15 protein-coding genes are annotated in these 19,935 nt (G+C 62.1%); 8 read left to right on the top strand and 7 right to left on the bottom strand.

Going from position 1 to position 19,935, the window contains the following annotated elements; genetic code table 11:
• Window positions 1–24 precede the first annotated feature (24 nt).
• From ACVWZP_RS12555 to mfd, 3 genes are read right to left on the bottom strand one after another with little or no spacing between them, the layout of a single operon-like run.
• Window positions 25–2,718, bottom strand: a complete 2,694-nt coding sequence (locus ACVWZP_RS12555) for a DEAD/DEAH box helicase (protein WP_288075675.1) — start codon at window positions 2,716–2,718, stop codon at window positions 25–27.
• 9 nt (window positions 2,719–2,727) lie between these two features.
• Entirely contained in the window at window positions 2,728–3,294 is a 567-nt protein-coding gene (locus tag ACVWZP_RS12550) for a CsiV family protein (protein ID WP_017848781.1), read from the bottom strand.
• A gap of 11 nt (window positions 3,295–3,305) precedes the next feature.
• Window positions 3,306–6,755, bottom strand: coding sequence for a transcription-repair coupling factor (mfd, locus tag ACVWZP_RS12545; protein ID WP_026140243.1), 3,450 nt, complete (start codon window positions 6,753–6,755; stop codon window positions 3,306–3,308).
• Window positions 6,756–7,095: 340 nt separating this feature from the next.
• On the opposite strand from mfd, the gene ACVWZP_RS12540 reads away from it, so the two are divergent.
• The 3 genes from ACVWZP_RS12540 (at window position 7,096) to sthA (ending at window position 11,440) form a co-directional block, all read left to right on the top strand.
• The gene (locus ACVWZP_RS12540; protein WP_046384318.1) at window positions 7,096–8,559 is read left to right on the top strand and encodes a glyceraldehyde-3-phosphate dehydrogenase; all 1,464 of its coding nucleotides are present in this window, start codon (window positions 7,096–7,098) and stop codon (window positions 8,557–8,559) included.
• A gap of 287 nt (window positions 8,560–8,846) precedes the next feature.
• Window positions 8,847–9,857 (top strand): FAD:protein FMN transferase, encoded by a 1,011-nt coding sequence (locus tag ACVWZP_RS12535; protein ID WP_457369823.1) that lies wholly within the window; start codon window positions 8,847–8,849, stop codon window positions 9,855–9,857.
• Between the two features lie 188 nt (window positions 9,858–10,045).
• Window positions 10,046–11,440 (top strand): Si-specific NAD(P)(+) transhydrogenase, encoded by a 1,395-nt coding sequence (sthA, locus tag ACVWZP_RS12530; RefSeq protein WP_046384317.1) that lies wholly within the window; start codon window positions 10,046–10,048, stop codon window positions 11,438–11,440.
• Between the two features lie 42 nt (window positions 11,441–11,482).
• Here the strand turns inward: sthA and ACVWZP_RS12525 are convergent, their stop codons facing one another.
• Both ACVWZP_RS12525 and ACVWZP_RS12520 read right to left on the bottom strand, forming a co-directional pair.
• Entirely contained in the window at window positions 11,483–12,205 is a 723-nt protein-coding gene (locus ACVWZP_RS12525; RefSeq protein ID WP_017848786.1) for a glycerophosphodiester phosphodiesterase, read from the bottom strand.
• 44 nt (window positions 12,206–12,249) lie between these two features.
• Entirely contained in the window at window positions 12,250–12,834 is a 585-nt protein-coding gene (locus ACVWZP_RS12520) for a PilZ domain-containing protein (RefSeq protein WP_017848787.1), read from the bottom strand.
• A gap of 94 nt (window positions 12,835–12,928) precedes the next feature.
• Between ACVWZP_RS12520 and ACVWZP_RS12515 the strand changes: the two genes are divergently transcribed.
• The 3 genes from ACVWZP_RS12515 to ACVWZP_RS12505 are packed head-to-tail and all read left to right on the top strand — an operon-like array spanning window position 12,929 to window position 16,175.
• Window positions 12,929–14,179: a lipoprotein-releasing ABC transporter permease subunit gene (locus tag ACVWZP_RS12515; RefSeq protein ID WP_046384316.1), complete on the top strand. Its 1,251-nt coding sequence runs from the start codon at window positions 12,929–12,931 to the stop codon at window positions 14,177–14,179.
• A gap of 7 nt (window positions 14,180–14,186) precedes the next feature.
• Window positions 14,187–14,870: a lipoprotein-releasing ABC transporter ATP-binding protein LolD gene (gene lolD, locus ACVWZP_RS12510; protein WP_017477213.1), complete on the top strand. Its 684-nt coding sequence runs from the start codon at window positions 14,187–14,189 to the stop codon at window positions 14,868–14,870.
• 60 nt (window positions 14,871–14,930) lie between these two features.
• Window positions 14,931–16,175 (top strand): lipoprotein-releasing ABC transporter permease subunit, encoded by a 1,245-nt coding sequence (locus ACVWZP_RS12505; protein ID WP_046384315.1) that lies wholly within the window; start codon window positions 14,931–14,933, stop codon window positions 16,173–16,175.
• Between the two features lie 56 nt (window positions 16,176–16,231).
• Here ACVWZP_RS12505 and ACVWZP_RS12500 read toward each other — a convergent pair whose 3' ends face one another.
• Together ACVWZP_RS12500 and ACVWZP_RS12495 are read right to left on the bottom strand one after the other, a co-directional pair.
• On the bottom strand, window positions 16,232–17,635 hold the full coding sequence (locus ACVWZP_RS12500; RefSeq protein WP_079444993.1) for a heavy metal sensor histidine kinase: 1,404 nt from the start codon (window positions 17,633–17,635) through the stop codon (window positions 16,232–16,234).
• Window positions 17,632–18,312, bottom strand: coding sequence for a heavy metal response regulator transcription factor (locus ACVWZP_RS12495; protein WP_046384314.1), 681 nt, complete (start codon window positions 18,310–18,312; stop codon window positions 17,632–17,634). The genes ACVWZP_RS12500 and ACVWZP_RS12495 overlap by 4 nt, the downstream gene beginning before the upstream one ends.
• 156 nt (window positions 18,313–18,468) lie before the next feature.
• Between ACVWZP_RS12495 and copI the strand changes: the two genes are divergently transcribed.
• Both copI and queF read left to right on the top strand, forming a co-directional pair.
• Window positions 18,469–18,999 carry a copper-resistant cuproprotein CopI gene (gene copI, locus ACVWZP_RS12490; RefSeq protein ID WP_046384313.1) on the top strand — a complete coding sequence of 177 codons (531 nt, stop codon included), beginning with the start codon at window positions 18,469–18,471 and terminating at the stop codon, window positions 18,997–18,999.
• 95 nt (window positions 19,000–19,094) lie between these two features.
• On the top strand, window positions 19,095–19,925 hold the full coding sequence (gene queF, locus ACVWZP_RS12485) for an NADPH-dependent 7-cyano-7-deazaguanine reductase QueF (RefSeq protein ID WP_046490437.1): 831 nt from the start codon (window positions 19,095–19,097) through the stop codon (window positions 19,923–19,925).
• The last annotated feature ends 10 nt before the right edge of the window (window positions 19,926–19,935 follow it).

Raw genomic sequence — 19,935 nt, 5'->3', positions numbered from 1 at the left:
TGGCCCGCGAGGGCGATCTAACCGTCAGCGTTTTTCTTGTTTGTTGGGCAGCGGCGCAAACAGCGCCTCGATCTCTTCGTTGCCCAACTGCCAATCCCCGGTGGTCCGCCCGTCCAGCACGCCCGCTGCAAGGTCGGACTTTTCCTTCTGCAGGTGCTGGATTTTCTCCTCCACCGTGCCCCGTGCAATCATCTTGTAGACGAATACCGGTTTCTCCTGGCCGATGCGATACGCACGGTCGGTGGCCTGGTTTTCCGTGGCCGGGTTCCACCACGGGTCATAGTGGATCACGGTGTCGGCTTCGGTCAGGTTGAGTCCTACGCCACCTGCCTTCAGGCTGATCAGAAAGATCTGCAGCTTGCCGCTCTGGAAGTCTTTCACCGGCGTGCGCCGATCGCGGGTCTGGCCGGTCAGCAGCGCATAGGCGACGCCGCGTTTTTTCAGCTCGAGTTCAATCAGGCTCAGCATCGAGGTGAACTGGGAGAACAACAGAATCCGGCGCCCTTCGGCAAACAGCTCTTCGAGCATTTCCATCAAGCTGTCGAGCTTGCCCGAGCTGCTGCCGCGCGTTGGCAGGGTGGCATCGTTGACCAGGCGCAAATCGCAGCACACCTGGCGCAGCTTGAGCAGCGCTTCAAGAATGATGATCTGGCTGCGCGCCACGCCTTTGCGGGTGATCTCATCGCGGACTTTTTTGTCCATGGCCAGGCGCATGGTTTCGTACACATCGCGCTGGGCCTCATTGAGCTCGACCCAGTGGATGATCTCGGTTTTCGGCGGTAATTCCGTCGCCACCTGTTCCTTGGTGCGACGCAGCAGGAACGGTTTGATCCGACCGTTCAGGTGCTGCAATCGCACATCGCTGGCGCGTTTTTCAATCGGCACGCGGTAGTCGCGGTTGAAGCTTTTCACGTCGCCCAACCAGCCCGGCAACAGGAAGTGGAACAGCGACCACAGCTCGCCCAGGTGGTTTTCCAGCGGGGTGCCGCTCAGGCACAGGCGCTGCCGTGCGTTCAGCTCACGCGCCGCCTGGGCCGCCTTGCTCGAAGGGTTCTTGATGTACTGCGCTTCGTCGAGGATCAGCACATGCAAGGGCAGGGCGGCGAGTTGCTCGATGTCTTTGGGCAGCAACGCATACGTGGTCAGCAGCAGGTCGTAGTCCTGCAGGTTTGCGAAGTGCTTTTTGCGGGTGGCGCCATACAGCGCCAGGACCTTGAGTTGCGGCGTGAAGTGCGCGGCCTCGTCGAGCCAGTTGGGGATCAGGCTGGTGGGCATCACCACCATGCACGGGCGGTCCAGGCGCCCGGCGATCTTCTCGCTGAGAATATGCGCCAAGGTCTGTAAGGTTTTGCCCAGGCCCATGTCGTCCGCAAGAATGCCGCCCACTTCCAGCTGGCGCAGTGACTGCATCCAGCTCAAGCCCTCCAGCTGATAGGGGCGCAAGGTCGCGTTCAAGCCTTCGGGCGCGACGCAGGTGAAATCCTTGATGTCGCGCAGGCGCTGGGCGAAGGTGCGGATCTTCTCGCCGCCTTCCCATTGCAGCGGCAGGTCTTCCAGCGGGTTGAGGCGGATCGCGTCGGCCTTGGCCAGGCGCAGCGTGGTGGTGCCGGGTTCCTGCAGGTAGAACTCGCCGAGGGTGGCCAGGACGGGTTTCAGGCGGCCGTAGGGCAGCGCCACTTGCAGCGGGCCGTGGCCACCGTTGGGCAGGCCGGGGATGTTGACCAGGATCAGTTCGTCATCGCGGCGGCGTGCGAGTTTTTCCGGGTTGAGGATTTCGGTGTGCGAACGCATCAGGTTGAGCAGGATCGGCAGCAGGCTCAGGCGTTCGCCGTTGACGATGATCCCCAGTTCCAGGTCGAACCAGTCGCGCTCCGGCCCTTCGTCGACGGTGGCATACCAGTCGTCCACCGGGCTCAGGTCGAAGCCGAAGTCGTCGTCGATCTGCAACTCCCAACCTTCGGCCCGCAGTGTCGGCGATGCGTTGAGGGTGAAGTTCAGCCAGGCGCTGTCATTGATCATCTCGAACAGTTCGCCGGCACTTTCCGGCAACGCTTTGCTCTGGCGCGTGGCGATCTTGAAACCGAGCAGGCGCAGTTGTTCGCGATAGCGCTGTTCCAGCTCGGGGTGCCGCTTGATCCGCAGGCTCTGGGTTTCCTGGCGGACGATGATGTCGGCGTTCTTTTGCCCGCTGACGTAGTTGCCCAGATAGTTGAACGACAGCGCCGCACGGTGCTGGATATAGCGCTGCATCTTGCCGTTGCGCGGCTCGAACGCGCTGAACTCGACACTGGCCAGCCACAGGCGCGGCACGGGCAGCACGTCGTCCATCACCACCTGCGGCAGCACCACGCGGTTGTCCAGCACGGCCTGGAGTTTTTCCAGCAGTTCGGCGTCCTGGGCCGCCGCCGGGTAGGCCAGGGTTTCCTGGACCTTGAGCAGCACCGCGGCGATGTGTTTGCAGTTGGTGTGTACCGGGCAGGTGCAGCGGCTGTCCACCAGGATCAGCGTGCCCTTGGCCGATTCGCGCAACGAGATGGTCTGCCGGTAGACGTTGCTGCCCGAGCCTTCGCAACTGGCGATGATGGTGCTGTCGCCCGACTCGACGATGCGTACCCGGTTCTCCAAGGCATAGCGCCGCCCGCGCTCCAGGCTTTGTTCTTTGAAGCGATTGGCCCACGAAGGGGCCAGGGGCTTGGTGAGCGGCGACGTCAGGGGCATGGCGCTGGATCAGTCCTGAAAGTCGACGGGCGGTGCGCTGGGCTGTTTGGCGGTCAACGAAGTGATCTTGATCAGCAGCGCCAGGTGGCCGCCATCCAGGTAGTTGAGCTGGTTGTTCTTGGTCCGCACGTCTTTCTGCGCCAGATGCTCGCTGGCGATGACGCTGCCGTTGCCGTCGAACTGGTTGATCCAGAAGTCCGCGTCGATATCGGTAAAGCGCCCCAGTTGCAGGCTCAGCACACCCTCGAGGGGAAACTGACCGAACTGCTCCCGGCCGTCGGTGATCGCGATTTTTACCGGCTGCTCACCGAGGTTCTGTTCCCAGGCCTTGTGCGCCAGCACCGTGTAGTTGGCGTCTGCGCGGAGTTTGTCGACGATCGTGCCCAGGCGCGCCGGGCTGCTTCTGTCGCCCAGGCGCTCGGCGCCGGCATCCCAGTCTTCCGGCGCGGCGCGGCTGTTGATCACCGGCTCCGCGTTCTGGCGCACCAGGACCATTTCCACTTGGTACAGGCTGTCGGCAAACGCCGAAGGTGCGAGTACCACTAATAACAAGCTCAGAATGCGAAACACGCGCATTGGGGCGTCCTTCAAACAGATTTCGGGATGAGGCGCTCAAACAGCGCCTCCAAGGTATTGAAGCGTTCTTCGGCACGTTCCATCGGCACCATGAACTTGAACAGCGTAGCCCCTTCGAACTTGTACCGGTTGGGCTGGCCCTGGATCAGCTTGATCAGCACCAACGGGTCCACCGGCGTCTGCGCTTCGAACTCGATGCGCCCGCCCTGCGGCCCGGCGTCGACCTTCTTGATCCCCAGTTGCTCGGCCTGCAATTTGAGCAGGGTCAGGCGCACCAGGTTCTTGGTCGGTTCCGGCAACAGGCCGAAGCGATCGATCATCTCCACCTGCAGGTCCTTGAGGCCTTCTTCGTCGGTGGCCGAGGCGATGCGCTTGTACAGGATCAGTCGCGCGTGGACATCCGGCAGGTAGTCTTCGGGGATCAATGCCGGCAAGCGCAGGTTGATCTCCGGACCGCCGCCCAGGGGTTGGTCGAGGTTCGGTTGCTCGCCCTTGCGGATGGCTTTCACTGCGCGTTCGAGCATCTCCATATATAAGGTGAAGCCCACGGCCTGGATCTGCCCGCTCTGGCCGTCGCCGAGCAGTTCGCCGGCGCCACGGATTTCCAGGTCGTTGGTGGCCAGCACAAAGCCGGCGCCCAGGTCCTGGGTGTTGGCGATGGCTTCCAGGCGTTTTTCCGCGTCGCCGGTGATTTGCTGGCGCGGTGGCGTCAGCAGGTAGGCGTAGGCCTGGTGGTGACTGCGTCCGACGCGGCCGCGCAGTTGATGCAGTTGTGCCAGGCCGAACTTGTCGGCGCGCTCGATGATGATGGTGTTGGCGCTCGGCACGTCGATGCCGGTCTCGATGATGGTCGAGGCGATCAGCACGTTGAAGCGCTTGTGGTAGAAGTCGCTCATCACCTGTTCGAGGTCGCGCTCGCGCATTTGCCCGTGGCCGATGGCGATGCGTGCTTCCGGCACCAGTGCGGCGAGGTCGGCGGCGCATTTCTCGATGGTTTTCACATCGTTGTGCAGGTAATACACCTGCCCGCCACGCAGCAATTCGCGCAGCAGCGCTTCCTTGACCGTGCTGTTGTTCTGCTCCATCACGAAGGTGCGTACCGACAGGCGCCGCGCCGGTGGAGTGGCGATGATCGACAGGTCGCGCATGCCCGACACCGCCATGTTCAGCGTGCGCGGAATCGGCGTGGCGGTGAGGGTCAGAATGTCGACTTCGCTGCGCAGTGCCTTGAGCTGTTCTTTCTGACGCACCCCGAAGCGGTGTTCTTCGTCGATGATCACCAGGCCCAGGTTCTTGATCTTCACATCGTCCGACAGCAGCTTGTGGGTGCCGATCACGATGTCGATCTTACCCTCCGCCAGGTCGGCGACGGCGGCGTTCACTTCCTTGGCGGATTTGAAACGGCTCATCACTTCCACGGTCACCGGCCAGTCGGCAAAGCGGTCGCGAAAGCTGTTGTAGTGCTGCTGGGCGAGCAGGGTAGTCGGCACCAGGATCGCCACTTGCTTGCCGCCATGCACCGCGATGAAGGCGGCGCGCATCGCCACTTCGGTCTTGCCGAAGCCCACGTCGCCGCACACCAGGCGGTCCATCGGCTTGGGCGCGAGCATGTCGGCGCGCACGGCTTCGATGGTGGTTTGCTGGTCCGGGGTTTCTTCGAAGGCGAAGCCGGCGCTGAAGGTGGCGTAGTCGGCTTTCGGGTCGGCGAACGCATAACCCTCGCGGGCGGCGCGACGGGCATAGATGTCGAGCAGCTCGGCGGCGACGTCGCGCACCTGTTCGGCGGCCTTGCGCTTGGCTTTCTGCCAGGTCTCGGAACCCAGGCGGTGCAACGGCGCCAGGGCGTCGTCGCTGCCGGTGTAGCGGGCGATCAGGTGCAGGTTGGCCACCGGCACATATAGCTTGGCGCCTTCGGCGTATTCCATGGTGAGGAATTCGGCGGCCTGGTTGTCGATTTCCAGCGTTTGCAGGCCCAGGTAGCGGCCGACGCCGTGGTCGATATGCACCACCGGCGCGCCTTCGCGCAGTTCGGTGAGGTTTTTGATCACTGCGTCGTTGTTGGCGTCGGCGCGTTTTTCGCGGCGACGGCGCTGCATCACCCGTTGCCCGAACAGCGGGCTTTCGGCGATCAGCGCCAGGGCCGGATCGTCCAGCAACAGGCCTTCATCCAGCGGCGCAATGGTGATCGCCAGGCGCTCTTTGCCGGCGACGAAGTCCGGCCAGCTGTCGACGGTTTTCGGGCGCAGCTTCAGGCGTTCCAGCAGCTCCAGCAGCACTTCGCGGCGCCCGGCCGATTCGGCGGTAAACAGCACGCGCCCGGCGAAATCGCCGAGGAAGTTGGACAGCGCTTCGAGCGGCTGGCTGGCCTTGGCTTCAATCGCCAGGTTCGGCAGGTTTTGCGCGGGGAAGCGCGTGCGGCCGCTGCCTGCGTCCACATCCTCTTGGCTGGCGACCACGCGCGGCCAGTTTTTCAGGCGGGCGAAGCAGTCTTCCACCGGCAGGAACAGTTCAGCCGGCGGTAATAAAGGACGGGACGGATCGACGCGACGCTCTTCATAGCGGTTGCGCACGTCGCTCCAGAAGTTTTCCGCCGCCTGCTCGATGCCCGGCAGCGAGAACACTTGGGTGTCCTGGGGCAGGTAGTCGAACAGGGTGGAGGTTTCGTCGAAGAACAGCGGCAGGTAGTACTCGATACCGGCGGGGGTAATCCCGCTGCTCAAGTCCTGGAAGATCGGGCAGCGGCGGAAGTCGACGTCGAAGCGTTCGCGAAAGCGCGCCTTGAAACGCGTCACCGCGTCTTTCTGCAGCGGGAATTCCCGCGCCGGCAGCAGTTTGATCGACTCGACTTTGTCGATGGAGCGCTGGTTTTCCGGATCGAAGGTGCGCAGGGTCTCGATTTCGTCATCGAACAGGTCGATGCGGTACGGCAACTTGCTGCCCATCGGGAACAGGTCGATCAGCGCTCCGCGCACCGCGAATTCGCCGTGCTCGTACACCGTGTCGACGCAGCGGTAGCCGCTGGCTTCCAGGCGTGTACGCATTTGCTCCACGTCGAGCTTCTGGCCGATATCCAGCACCAGGCTGCTGCCCAGCAGGAACTTGGTCGGCGCCAGGCGGTGCAGCGCCGTGGTGATCGGCACCACCAGCACGCCGTGGACCAGTTCCGGCAGGCGGTACAGGCTGGCGATGCGCTGGGAAATGATGTCCTGGTGCGGCGAGAACAGGTCGTAGGGCAGGGTTTCCCAGTCGGGAAAATGCAGCACCGGCAAATCGGGGGCGAAGAAGCTCAGCTCCTGCTCCAGCCGTTCGGCGCTTTGGCTGTCGGCGGTAAGCAGCAGGGTAAAGCGCTTGGCTGCGCTGGCAGCCTCGGCGATGGCCAGGCTCAGGGCGGCACCGGGCAAATTGCCCCAGTGCTGTTTACCTGCCGCGGCAGGGAGTTGCGGTAGACGCAGAACGGGCACGGAAGGTTGAGCTCCAAGCGTTGCGACAAAGTCGGTAATTGTAACGGCCCGAGGTGCCGCCTGTCAGTTGCTGACTGAGCCTATTACGGTTTGCGGGAAATGTGGTGGCTAAGACAAACAATGGCGCGTTTTGACTCAATATGTAGTGCCAATATGCATATAGTTTTCGGAGGGTTACGGACAAGTCGTGCTGCCCGCTCCACTAGTGGCCTTCTGGAACCCGCGTATTTACTGGGCTGCAGCGAGGTGGCTTTTTTGGGTAAGCGCTTTTTGTTGTAGGACGCGCATTGCTCCGGGGGCGGCCGGGCGGCATAATGTAGCCCCTTTTTTCAGCCCCTACATGTGGAAGGTTCCCGTGACTCAGAAGCCCGACCAGTGTCTTGGTGAATGGATCGACCGTGAAGCACTCGCTGAAGCGATGATCCCGCTTATCGGTCAGCTGTACCGCAATAACAATGTGGTGAGCTCGATCTATGGCCGCAGTCTGATCAACCAGTCAGTCATCGCGATTCTCAAGGCGCATCGCTTTGCTCGCCATCGTTCGACCAACGACAGCGAACTCTCCGTCCACGAAACATTCCCTCTGCTCAAAGCCATGAGCGAGCTCAAGCTCGGCGCGGCTTCGGTAGACCTGGGCAAGTTGGCCGCCAAGTTCCGCGCTGAAGCCAACGGCCGTTCCGTCGAGCAGTTCGTGCGTGAAGAAATGGCCGACGTGGTCGGCAAGCAGAACGCCTCCGCCCGTAAAGGCACTGACGTTGTGCTCTACGGCTTCGGTCGCATCGGCCGCCTGCTGGCACGCATCCTGATCGGTAAAACCGGTGGCGGCGACGGCCTGCGCCTGCGCGCCATCGTGGTACGCAAGGGCGCCGAGAACGACCTGGCCAAGCGCGCGAGCCTCTTGCGTCGCGACTCGGTACACGGTCCGTTCAACGGCACCATCGTCATCGACGAAGAAAACAACACCATCACCGCCAACGGTAACCTGATCCAGGTGATCTACGCGAAGAACCCGACCGAGGTGGATTACACCCAGTACGGCATCAAGGACGCCCTGCTGGTGGATAACACCGGCGTATGGCGCGACGCCGAAGGCCTGGGCCAGCACCTGACCTGCCCGGGCGTTGCCCGCGTTGTCCTGACCGCGCCTGGCAAAGGCAAGCTGAAGAACATCGTTCACGGCATCAACCACACGGAAATCACCGCTGACGACAAGATCGTGTCCGCCGCTTCCTGCACCACCAACGCCATCGTGCCGGTGCTGAAGGCAGTCAATGACAAGTTCGGCATCATCAACGGTCACGTCGAAACCGTTCACTCGTACACCAACGACCAGAACCTGATCGACAACTTCCACAAGGGCAATCGCCGTGGTCGCAGCGCCGCGCTGAACATGGTGATCACCGAGACCGGTGCCGCCACCGCTGCCGCCAAGGCCCTGCCTGAGCTGGCCGGCAAGCTGACCGGTAACGCGATCCGCGTGCCGACGCCTAACGTGTCGATGGCCATTCTCAACCTGAACCTTGAGAAAGCCGCTACCCGCGACGAGATGAACGAGTACCTGCGCTACATGGCGCTGCACTCCGATCTGCATAAGCAAATCGACTTCGTCAACTCCCAGGAAGTGGTCTCCACCGACTTCGTTGGCTCGCGCCACGCCGGTGTGGTGGACGCGGAAGCGACCATTACCCAGGACAACCGTGTTGTGCTGTACGTGTGGTACGACAACGAGTTCGGCTACAGCTGCCAGGTCGTTCGTGTGATGGAAGACATGGCTGGGGTCAACCCGCCTGCATTCCCGCGCTAAGCGTTCAGGTTGAATGAAAAAGCCCCGACTGGTTCGGGGCTTTTTTCTGCCTGTGGGTTTCGGCTGTGTGGGAGGCATCGCGCGCAAGCCCGCGCCTACAGGGGCATGCATTTTTTCAGGCGATACGCCGTCAACTGTGGCCGGCCAAGGTGAGACGATCCGCCTCATTGGTGAGCGCCGGGAGTGCGAACATCAGCCATAAACAGATAACGGCATGCCGCATAATGGGCGGTCCTGCCAGGGTGTGTGCCTGCGGGTTAATTCACTTTTCGACGGCGATCAGGTTTATGGGCAATCTGCGACAGATAGCGATGGTGTGCGGTTTTGCGGCGCTGGCCGGCTGTGGCGGCGATACGCTGGAGCAGTTTGGGGGGCCGACCATGGGCAGCACCTATTCGATCCAGTATGTCAGAAGCTCGACGGCACCTACGCCGAAAGAGCTGCAGCGCCAGGTGGAAAAAATCCTGGGGGATGTCGACCGACAGATGTCGACCTACCGCAGCGACTCGGATATCGAGCGTTTCAACAATCTGCCGGCCAATAGCTGTCAGCCGATGCCTGCGCCGGTGCTGCAACTGGTGCGTACCGGCGAGCAACTGTCCCAGGCCAGCGCGGGTGCGTTCGACCTGACGGTGGAGCCGCTGCTGAACCTGTGGGGGTTCGGGCCCCAGGCCCGGCAACTCAAGGTGCCGGACGCCGCGACGCTGGCCGAGGTGCGTCAACGGGTCGGTCACCAGCATCTGCGCATCGACGGCGAACAACTGTGCAAGGACGCCGCCGTCGAGGTCGACTTCAACAGCATTGCTGCCGGTTACGCGGTGGATCGTATCGCCGAGCTGTTGAGCGGCCTGGGTATCCATCACTACCTCGCCGAAGCCACCGGCGAACTCAAGGCTGCCGGCCACAAACCGGATGGTTCGCCCTGGCGCGTCGCGCTGGAAGAGCCTCGCGATGACCAGCAGGTCGCCGAAAAAATCATCCGCGTAGACGGCTTTGGTGTGTCCACATCGGGTGACTATCGTAATTATTTCCAGCAGGGTGGTCGGCGCTATTCCCACACCCTGGATGCGCGGACCGGCGCGCCGATTACCCATCAACTGGCATCGGTGACAGTGTTGCACCCGTCGGCGCTGATGGCCGATGGGTTGTCGACGTTGCTGTTGATCCTTGGGCCGGAGCAAGGCTGGGACTACGCCGAACAGCACCAGATCGCCGCGTTTTTTGTGCAGCGCGAGGGGGATGTTTTTGTCACGCGCAGTAATCCGGCGTTCGAACAGATGACCGCTGTGAAACCGTAATCCACGCTGTGTAGTAAAGGCAAAACTGGCCTACGACGCGACCAAGGGTTAATGTGCGCGGCGTTGAGCCTTATATAGACTGTGCCCCGGTTCACACACTTGAGCCAAATTGTCCTTCATGACCGCTGGCCGCGGCATGATTTAGCCAGGCGTCAAACCGCGCGCCTGGCCTGTTCTGAGGAGTACGCATGGCTGTCTACAACTACGACGTGGTAGTACTGGGTTCCGGCCCGGCTGGAGAAGGTGCGGCGATGAACGCCGCGAAGGCAGGGCGCAAGGTGGCAATGGTCGATAGCCGTCGCCAGGTCGGCGGAAACTGCACCCACCTGGGTACCATCCCGTCCAAGGCCTTGCGTCACTCAGTGCGCCAGATCATGCAGTTCAATACCAATCCGATGTTCCGGGCCATTGGCGAGCCGCGTTGGTTTTCGTTCCCGGACGTGCTCAAAAGCGCGGAAAAAGTCATCGCCAAGCAGGTGGCGTCGCGGACCGGCTATTACGCCCGTAACCGTGTCGACCTGTTCTTCGGCACCGGCAGCTTCGCCGACGAGCAAACCGTCGAAGTGGTCTGCTCCAACGGCGTGGTCGAGAAGCTGGTGGCCAAGCACATCATCATCGCTACCGGGTCGCGCCCGTATCGCCCGGTGGATATCGATTTCCTCCACCCGCGTATCTACGATAGCGACACCATCCTCAGCCTGGGCCATACCCCGCGCAAACTGATCATCTATGGCGCCGGCGTGATCGGCTGCGAATACGCCTCGATCTTCAGCGGCCTTGGGGTGCTGGTAGAGCTGGTGGACAACCGTGACCAGTTGCTGAGCTTCCTCGACTCGGAAATTTCCCAGGCGTTGAGTTATCACTTCAGCAACAACAACATCACCGTGCGCCACAACGAAGAGTACGAGCGCGTCGAAGGCCTGGACAACGGTGTGATCCTGCACCTCAAGTCCGGCAAGAAGATCAAGGCCGACGCCTTGCTGTGGTGCAACGGTCGTACCGGCAACACCGACAAGCTGGGCATGGAAAATGTCGGGGTCAAGGTCAACAACCGTGGCCAGATCGAAGTGGACGAGAACTATCGCACCTGCGTGTCGAATATCTACGGTGCCGGCGACGTGATCGGCTGGCCAAGCCTGGCCAGCGCCGCCCATGACCAGGGCCGTTCGGCCGCCGGCAGCATTGTCGACAATGGCAGCTGGCGCTATGTGAACGACGTGCCGACCGGGATCTACACGATTCCGGAGATCAGCTCGATCGGTAAGAACGAACACGAACTGACCAAGGCCAAGGTGCCTTACGAAGTGGGCAAGGCGTTCTTCAAGAGCATGGCGCGTGCGCAGATCGCCGGCGAGCCGCAAGGCATGCTGAAGATTCTGTTCCACCGTGAAACCCTGGAAGTCCTCGGCGTGCATTGCTTCGGCTACCAGGCTTCGGAGATCGTCCACATCGGCCAGGCCATCATGAACCAGCCGGGTGAGCAAAATACCCTCAAGTATTTCGTCAACACCACGTTCAACTACCCAACCATGGCGGAAGCCTATCGGGTCGCGGCCTACGACGGCCTCAACCGGCTTTTTTGAGCGGCTCCGGCCGGTGGCCTGAGCCGGCCGGGGAGACCGATTTCAGTAATTCTCGAGCGTGGCAGTGGCCAAACCGGGAAAGTCTGTAATCAGGCTATCTACGCCGAAGTCGGCGAGCCTGCGCATCAGCGCAGGTTCGTTGACTGTCCACACCGACACGTGCAATCCCTGGCGCTGGGCTTTTTCCAGACGCTCGGGGGTACACAACGTCCAGTTCAACGCCAGAAACTCACAGCCATAGTTTTGCGCGACCTTCAGCGGGTCGAGCCAGGCGTATTCGGCCACCAGCCCGCGCGACAGGTCCGGGGTGAGTTCCACCGCCGCTTTCAACACTTCCCGTGAGCTTGAGGTCACTGTGACCTTGTCCATGAGGCCGAAACGCACGGCCATTTCCCGGATCGCCAGCACGGTGGTCGCGGCGCGGGTGCGCGAGGCGCTTTTGACTTCCAGTTGCCAGTGATCGAAGTCGCACTTTTCAAACAGTTCTTCCAGGCGCGGGATCGGGCAGGGGTTGATCCAGCCGGGGCCGCCTTTGCGGGCGTCCATCTTCACCAGGTCTGCCGCCGAATACTCGACGACTTTGCCGCGCCGGTCGGCGGTGCGCTTGAGGGTCGGGTCGTGGATGACCATCAGTTCGCCGTCCATGGACAGGTGCAAATCCAATTCGCAACGGCGTACACCGTGCTTGAGGCACTGCTGGAAGCTGGTCAGGGTGTTTTCTGGTGCTTCGCCTTTGGCACCGCGGTGGCCGTAGATCAGGGTCACAGTTGCTCCTTTGCGCCAGGTCGTCTGGCGGGGTGAATACGAATTCAGGTGTCTTTGGCGTCGCTCTGTTCCCGCGCCAGGCGCCGTTGCTGCGCCTGTTTCTGCAGGATGTAGCGCGCCAGCAGTTGGCGTTGGGCGTCGGTCATCGATTCGAATTCCGTGCCAATGGCAAAAGCGCCGCCCTTGGCATCGCAATGGGTGACCCGCGCCCGTAACAGCAGGCCCAGCGCCTGGGGCATCAGCACCAGCTTGACCGCCAGGTGGGCGTCGAGTGCCAGGGGCGTCGGGTGCAGGAAGTCGATGCCGCCTTCGGAAATGATCACCGGCTGCGGTGCGCCGACTTCATCCAGTAGGCCGCGCGCCATGATCTGGCTGAGCAGATCCAGGCGTTTGTTCTGGATTCGGAGGAGGGCGGCCAGGCTGCGATCTTTCTCGCTGAGCTGGCGCAACAGGTGTTGGGCTTCGAATTCGCTCAGGTGCAGTTCACTGAGTAGATTGAATAGCGGCGAATCATCCAGCAACACTTCCTTGCTCGCCGCTTCGGGGGCGGACAGGCTTTTGATTTGAAGTGCGATCATGTCGTCGATACGGTAGTATTCGCGGCGTTCTTCTTCATCTAATGTCGACATGGCGAACCCAAAGTAGCGGTAATGGTCTGAGTGTAAAGCTGCTTACCAGACCCCGCCACCGGGACGTCTTCTTTTCCTCCGAACAAGCCCCGACATGTTCAGACCTCTCTTCGTATTTATTGGCACGCGTTATACCCGTGCAAAGCGTCGCAATCATTTTGTGTCGTTCATTTCCTTGACCTCGATGATCGGTCTCGCCCTTGGCGTGGTCGTGATGATCGTGGTGTTGTCGGTGATGAACGGCTTCGATCATGAGATGCGTACCCGCGTGCTGGGCATGGTGCCCCACGCGACCATCGAGTCGGGTGAACCGATCAGCGACTGGCAAAGCCTGGCCGACAAGGTCAAGCAGAACCCCAAGGTCGTGGCCGTGGCGCCGTTCACCCAGATGCAAGGGTTGCTGACCAATGACGGCAAGGTGCAGAAAATCCTGCTCAATGCCATCGACCCGGTCCAGGAGCGCAAGGTCTCGATCATCGACAAGTTCATGCTGCAGGGCAAACTTGACGACCTGGCGCCCGGCAGCTTCGGTATCGTCATCGGCGACAAGGCCGCGGCCAAGCTCGGCGTGGGCATCGGCGACAAGCTGACCTTCGTCGCCCCGGAAGTCACCGTGACCCCGGCCGGCATGTTCCCGCGCATGAAGCGCTTTACCGTGGTCGGCACCTTCCACGTCGGCGCTGGCGAGATCGACGGCTACCTCGGCCTGACCAACCTCACCGACCTGGCGCGTCTGCATCGCTGGAAGCCGGACCAGGTGCAGGGCCTGCGCCTGAAGTTCAACGATTTGTTCGACGCCCCGCGCGGCGCCTGGGAAATCGCCCAGCACCTGGGTGAAAACCAGTACTACGCCCGCGACTGGACCCGTACCCACGGCAACCTGTACCAGGCCATCCGCATGGAAAAAGCCATGATCGGCCTGTTGTTGCTGCTGATCGTCGCCGTCGCGGCCTTCAACATCATCTCCACCCTGGTGATGGTGGTGAACGACAAGAAGGGCGACATCGCCATCCTGCGCACCCTGGGCGCCACGCCGGGGCAGATCATGGCGATCTTCATGGTGCAGGGCACGGTGATCGGCGTGGTCGGCACCTTGATCGGCACCGCGCTGGGCATTCTGGCTGCGCTCAACGTCAGCGCTGCCATCGCCGGCCTCGAAACCCTGATCGGCCACAAGTTTCTCAACGCCGACGTCTACTTCATCGATTACTTGCCGTCCCAGGTTCAGGCCCAGGACGTGCTGATGGTGGGCGGCGCTGCGTTGGTCCTGAGTTTCCTTGCCACCCTGTATCCAGCCTGGCGCGCGGCACGTACCCAGCCAGCACAGGCCTTACGTTATGAGTGAATCGGGCATGAGTGAAAAAGCAATCCTGAGCTGCCGCAACCTGGGCAAGTCCTACGAGGAAGGTCCGGAATCGGTGGTGGTGTTGTCCAACCTGCAACTTGAGCTGCACCCCGGCGAGCGCGTGGCGATCGTCGGCAGTTCCGGTTCCGGCAAAAGTACCTTGCTCAACCTGTTGGGCGGCCTCGATACGCCGTCCCAGGGCAGCGTGTGGCTGGCCGGCGAAGAACTCTCGGCCCTCGGCGAAAAGGCCCGCGGCCAACTGCGCAACCGTTCGTTGGGTTTCGTGTACCAGTTCCACCACCTGTTGCCGGAGTTCACCGCCCTGGAAAACGTGTGCATGCCGCTGCTGATCGGCAAGACCGCGATCCCAGAGGCGCGCCAGCGTGCCAAGGCTTTGCTGGAGCGCGTTGGCCTCGGCCATCGCCTGGAGCACAAACCGGCCGAATTGTCCGGCGGTGAGCGCCAGCGTGTGGCGATTGCCCGTGCCCTGGTGAACAACCCGGGCCTGGTGATGCTCGACGAGCCGACCGGCAACCTCGATTCCCACACCGCCCAGGGCATCAAGGACTTGATGCTCGAACTGAGCACCCAGATGCGTACCGCGTTCCTGGTGGTGACCCATGACATGAGCATGGCCCGGCAGATGGACCGCGTACTGCACCTGCAGGAAGGTCATCTGGTCGCCATCTGACCTGTTTCAAGCCCGGTGCATGACGCCGGGTTTTTTCATTTTTTCAGGCGGTGCAAGCGAATGTTCAGACCGTTATCGATTTTCATCGGCACGCGCTATACCCGCGCCAAGCGCCGCAACCGTTTTGTTTCGTTTATCTCGATGACCTCGATGATCGGCCTCGCCCTGGGCGTGCTGGCGATGATCGTGGTGTTGTCGGTGATGAATGGCTTTCAACGCGAAATGAGCTCGCGCATCCTCGGCATGGTGCCTCACGCCACCATCGTCGGCGTGAACCCGATCGACAACTGGCAGCCGGTGGCCGCCGCCGCGATGAAGAATCCCGAAGTGACCGCCGCAGTACCGTTCACGCAGATGGACGGTATGTTCTCCTACAAGGGCGCGATGCAGCCGATCGAGATCAGCGGCGTCGACCCGGCCCAGGAAGGCAAGGTGTCGATCGTGGCCCAGCATATCGTCCAGGGTAAACTGGAAGACTTGAAACCCGGCGAGTTCGGCGTGGTGGTCGGTGAAATCACCGCGCGGCGCTTTCGCCTGAACGTGGGCGACAAGCTGACCCTGATCGTCCCGGAAATCAGCAGCGCGCCGGGTGGCATCACCCCGCGCATGCAGCGATTGAACGTGGTCGGTATCTTCAAGGTCGGCGCCGAGCTGGACGGTTCGATGGCGTTGATCCATATGGCCGACGCCGCAGAAATTCAGCATTGGCAGCCGAACCAGGTGCAGAGCGTGCGCCTGGCGGTGAAGGACTTGTACGCGGCGCCCAAGGTCTCGGCGGACATCGCCGCCAGCCTCGGTGCGGCCTACAAGGCGGATGACTGGACCCACACCCAGGGCAGTCTGTTCAGCGCGATGAAGATGGAAAAAACCATGATCGGCCTGCTGTTGCTGATGATCGTCGCGGTGGCGGCGTTCAACATCATTGCCACGTTGATCATGGTGGTGAACGACAAGGGCGCGGACATCGCGATCCTGCGGACCATCGGCGCCACGCCACGGCAGATCATGGCGATCTTCATGGTGCAGGGCACGGTGATCGGTATCATCGGCACCCTGATCGGCGGTGTGCTGGGCGTGATTGCGGCGCTCAACGTCAGTGAGCTGGTGGGTTGGCTGGAGCGCGTGAGCGGGCAGCATATCTTCAGTTCGGACGTGTACTTCGTCAGCAACCTGCCCTCGCAATTGCAGGGTGGGGATGTGCTGCTGATCTGCTCGGCCGGGTTTGTGTTGAGCTTTTTGGCCACGGTTTACCCGGCGTATCGGGCGGCGAAGATCGAGCCGGCGCATGCCCTCAGGTATTCGTAGGATTTAAGACCGCTATCGGGAGCAAGCCCCTCCCACATTTTGAATGTATTCACAGATCAAAATGTGGGAGGGAGCTTGCTCCCGATAGCGCCGGCACAGCTTGCATCACCCCCCCCTGGCAACTCGATCACAAACCGCGTCCACCCCGGCTCAGACTCGCAATAAATCCGCCCGCCATGCGCTCGCACAATCGACTGGGTAATCGCCAGCCCCAGCCCTGCGTGTTCACTGCTGCCTTCATGCCGCGCCGGGTCCGCCCGGTAGAAGCGGTCGAACAATCGCGGTAACACCTCCGCCGGAATGCCTTCGCCGCTGTTCTCCACTGTCAGCGTCACGCCTTGTGCGCCCTGCGCCAGATGCACCCGCACTTCGCCGCCCGCGGGCGTAAAGCGCAGCGCGTTATCCAGCAGGTTCGACAATGCCCGGCGCAACATGCCGCGATCGCCGGTTGTGTGAGCCATACCCTCGCGCACCAGGCTGACGTGCGCGTCTTCCGCCAGCAAGACGAAGAACTCCAGCAGTGCGTCCACTTCGTCCGCGAGCTTCAACGGTTCGCGCGTGGGCGCCAACAGCCCGTGATCGGCCTTGGCCAGGTACAACATGTCGTTCACCAACTGCGCCATCCACTGCAACTCTTCCAGATTGCTGTGCAGCGCCTCGCGGTAATCCTCCAGCGGGCGCGGCTGGGTGAGGATGACTTGGGTGTGGGTCAACAAGTTCGACAGGGGCGTGCGCAGTTCGTGGGCGATATCGGCGGAGAACGCCGAGAGGCGCTGGAACGCGTCGTCCAGTCGGCCCAGCATGGCGTTGAAGGCCTGGGCCAGTTCCGCCAGTTCCACCGGCATGCCCTGCTCGGGCAAACGCTGGGTCAGGGAGTGGGCCGACACGCTGGCGGCCACTTCGCCCATGCGCCGCAACGGTCGCAGCCCGCTGCGCGCCGCCCAGGCGCCTAGCAGCGCGGTGGCCAGGGCCGAGAGGCTGACTGTGAGCCAGATCAAATGCTGCATGCGTTGCAGGAAGTGCTGATGGTGGGTGATGTCGAGCATCAGGCTCAGTTGCGGCGAGTCGGGTTGGCCCGGCCTTAGCGGCGCGTTGTACACGCGGTAGTCGATGCCGGCGTTTTGCAGGCTGTGCAGGCCGGGCGACTCGGGCAGGGCAATGGCCGGCGCGCCGTCAAACCAGCGCTGGCCGGCGGCGGTGATGCGTACTGTGAGGTCGGGCTGACGATTGAGCTCGGCGCGCAGTTGCGCTTCGCGCTGGGCGAATAGCTGCGGTGAGTCGACGCCCTGCAAGGTGCTGCGCAGCGCCACCAGTTTGCTTTCGAGCAGTTGCTGGTCCAGCTCGACAAAATGCGCCTCGCTGGCGCGGTTGAACAGCACGCCGGCGAGCAACGAGACCACCGCGGTGCAGGCCGCAAACAGCAGGGCCAGGCGGCTGGCCAGGGACAGACGCTTGATCAACTGCATCGTTCCTCCAGCACATAACCCATGCCGCGCACGGTGTGGATGAGTTTATTGGGGAAGTTGTCGTCGATTTTCAGGCGCAGGCGGCGGATCGCCACTTCGATGATGTTGGTGTCGCTGTCAAAGTTCATGTCCCACACCTGGGACGCGATCAGCGACTTGGGCAGTACTTCGCCCTGGCGCCGCAGCAGCAGTTCGAGCAGGGCGAACTCCTTGGCGGTGAGGTCGATGCGCTGGCCGTCGCGCTCGACGCGGCGACGGATCAGGTCCAGGCGCAGGTCGGCCAGTTGCAGGGTGGTTTCCTGCGGTGCGCTGCTGCCACGGCGCAACAGGCTGCGCACCCGCGCAAGCAGTTCGGAGAAGGCGAACGGCTTGACCAGATAATCGTCGGCGCCCAGTTCCAGGCCGTGTACGCGGTCTTCCACTGCGTCGCGGGCGGTGAGAAACAGCACCGGGACGTCGAGGCCAGCGCTGCGCACTGCCTGTAGGATCTGCCAACCATTGCGACCGGGCAGCATCACATCGAGGATCAGCAGGTCGTAATCGCCAGTCAGCGCCAAGTGTTGGCCGCTGGTGCCGTCGGCCACCAGCTCGGTGGTAAAACCGGCTTCGGTCAGGCCTTGGCGCAGGTAATGGCCGGTTTTGGGTTGGTCTTCGACGATCAGCAGTTTCATGGGCAGCTCTTGGCGGCGGGTCACGTCAGGCTTTATACCGTGGTGGCCAGGGGAGGGGCGCAACCTGACAAAGTTGTAATCTAGCAGTCAGCTGGCTGGCAGCGCTGCAATCTTAGAGTGGTCCTCAGACTGATCCCACACCTTTGGAGAATTGAGATGGCATTGCGTACCCCCTTGTTGTTGGCGGGCTGCCTGTTGGCGTTGAGTGTCGGAGCAATGGCCGGCACGGCCCACACCTATGCGTTCGGCCAGCCGGCATCTGCCGATAAGGCCACGCGCACCGTGGAAGTGGTGCTGCAGGATATGTCCTTTTCGCCCAAGTCCCTGGACGTAAAAGCCGGTGAGACCGTGCGCTTTGTGCTGGTCAACAAAGGCCAGTTGCTCCATGAGTTCAACCTGGGCGATGCGGCCATGCATGCGGAGCATCAGAAGCAAATGATGCAGATGCAGGCCAGCGGCATGCTGAACGCCACCGGCATGGGCAAGATGGACCACGGCGCCATGGAGCACGGCAATATGGGCAATATGGGCGGGATGAAGCACGATGATCCCAACAGTGTTCTGGTCGGACCGGGTAAAACCGCCGAGTTGACCTGGACCTTCAGCAAAGCCACCGGGTTGGAGTTTGCCTGCAATATTCCCGGGCACTACCAGGCGGGCATGGTCGGCAAGATCAACGTCGATTGAGCCGCTGCGGCGATTGACGGTGTCGATGCGGCGGTTGTTAGAGGCGGGGGCAAAGGCTGGTAGACTGGTGGGGTTAATTTAGCCAGGTTTCCGCCATGCATCCCGCAGCCGAACATTCGCCGCTGGGCAAGTCCAGTGAATACATCTCCACCTACACCCCTTCGTTGCTGTTCCCGATTCCACGCGCCGCGAAATGGGCCGAGCTGGGCCTGAGCGCCGAGACCCTGCCGTACACGGGCGTGGATTTCTGGAACTGCTTCGAACTGTCCTGGCTGCTGCCGTCGGGCAAGCCGGTGGTGGCCATCGGTGAATTCAGCATTGCGGCCGACTCGCCGAATATCATCGAGTCCAAGTCCTTCAAGCTGTACCTCAACTCGCTGAACCAGACCGTGTTTGCCGATACGCAAAGTCTGGAGGCGACGTTGCGCACCGACCTCAGCGCTGCTGCCGGCAAGCCGGTGGGCGTGCGCGTGCGCAGCCTGGCCGAGGTTGAAGCCGAAGGCGTGGTGGCGTTGCCGGGAGTGTGCATCGATGACCTGGATATCAGCGTCAGCAACTACGAACATCCGCGTCCGGAACTGCTGCGTTGCGATGACTCGCGCATTGTCGAGGAGAGCGTGTACAGCCACCTGCTCAAATCCAACTGCCCGGTCACCAGCCAGCCCGACTGGGGCAGCGTGGCCGTGCAATACCGCGGCGCACAGCTGGATCACGCCAGCCTGTTGGAGTATCTGGTGAGCTTTCGCCAGCACTCGGACTTCCATGAGCAGTGCGTGGAGCGGATCTTCCTGGACTTGCAGCGCCTGCTGAAGCCGGAGAAATTGACGGTATATGCGCGGTATGTGCGGCGGGGTGGGTTGGATATCAACCCGTATCGCAGTACTGAGGCGGTGCCGTTCCAGAACCTGCGCCTGGCGCGCCAGTAACCTTTACACA

Source organism: Pseudomonas sp. TE36184 (genome assembly GCF_054060055.1).
Note: the sequence above shows the minus strand (reverse complement) of the source record. Positions and strands in the feature narration are given on the sequence as shown.

What these genes read in the sequence shown, in the direction of transcription:
- ACVWZP_RS12555 (WP_288075675.1), bottom strand. Translation starts at nt 2,718, where the DNA reads ATGCCCCTGACGTCGCCGCTCACCAAGCCCCTGGCCCCTTCGTGGGCC.
- ACVWZP_RS12550 (WP_017848781.1), bottom strand. Translation starts at nt 3,294, where the DNA reads ATGCGCGTGTTTCGCATTCTGAGCTTGTTATTAGTGGTACTCGCACCT.
- ACVWZP_RS12540 (WP_046384318.1), top strand. Translation starts at nt 7,096, where the DNA reads ATGTGGAAGGTTCCCGTGACTCAGAAGCCCGACCAGTGTCTTGGTGAA.
- ACVWZP_RS12535 (WP_457369823.1), top strand. Translation starts at nt 8,847, where the DNA reads ATGGGCAATCTGCGACAGATAGCGATGGTGTGCGGTTTTGCGGCGCTG.
- sthA (WP_046384317.1), top strand. Translation starts at nt 10,046, where the DNA reads ATGGCTGTCTACAACTACGACGTGGTAGTACTGGGTTCCGGCCCGGCT.
- ACVWZP_RS12520 (WP_017848787.1), bottom strand. Translation starts at nt 12,834, where the DNA reads ATGTCGACATTAGATGAAGAAGAACGCCGCGAATACTACCGTATCGAC.
- ACVWZP_RS12515 (WP_046384316.1), top strand. Translation starts at nt 12,929, where the DNA reads ATGTTCAGACCTCTCTTCGTATTTATTGGCACGCGTTATACCCGTGCA.
- lolD (WP_017477213.1), top strand. Translation starts at nt 14,187, where the DNA reads ATGAGTGAAAAAGCAATCCTGAGCTGCCGCAACCTGGGCAAGTCCTAC.
- ACVWZP_RS12505 (WP_046384315.1), top strand. Translation starts at nt 14,931, where the DNA reads ATGTTCAGACCGTTATCGATTTTCATCGGCACGCGCTATACCCGCGCC.
- ACVWZP_RS12495 (WP_046384314.1), bottom strand. Translation starts at nt 18,312, where the DNA reads ATGAAACTGCTGATCGTCGAAGACCAACCCAAAACCGGCCATTACCTG.
- copI (WP_046384313.1), top strand. Translation starts at nt 18,469, where the DNA reads ATGGCATTGCGTACCCCCTTGTTGTTGGCGGGCTGCCTGTTGGCGTTG.
- queF (WP_046490437.1), top strand. Translation starts at nt 19,095, where the DNA reads ATGCATCCCGCAGCCGAACATTCGCCGCTGGGCAAGTCCAGTGAATAC.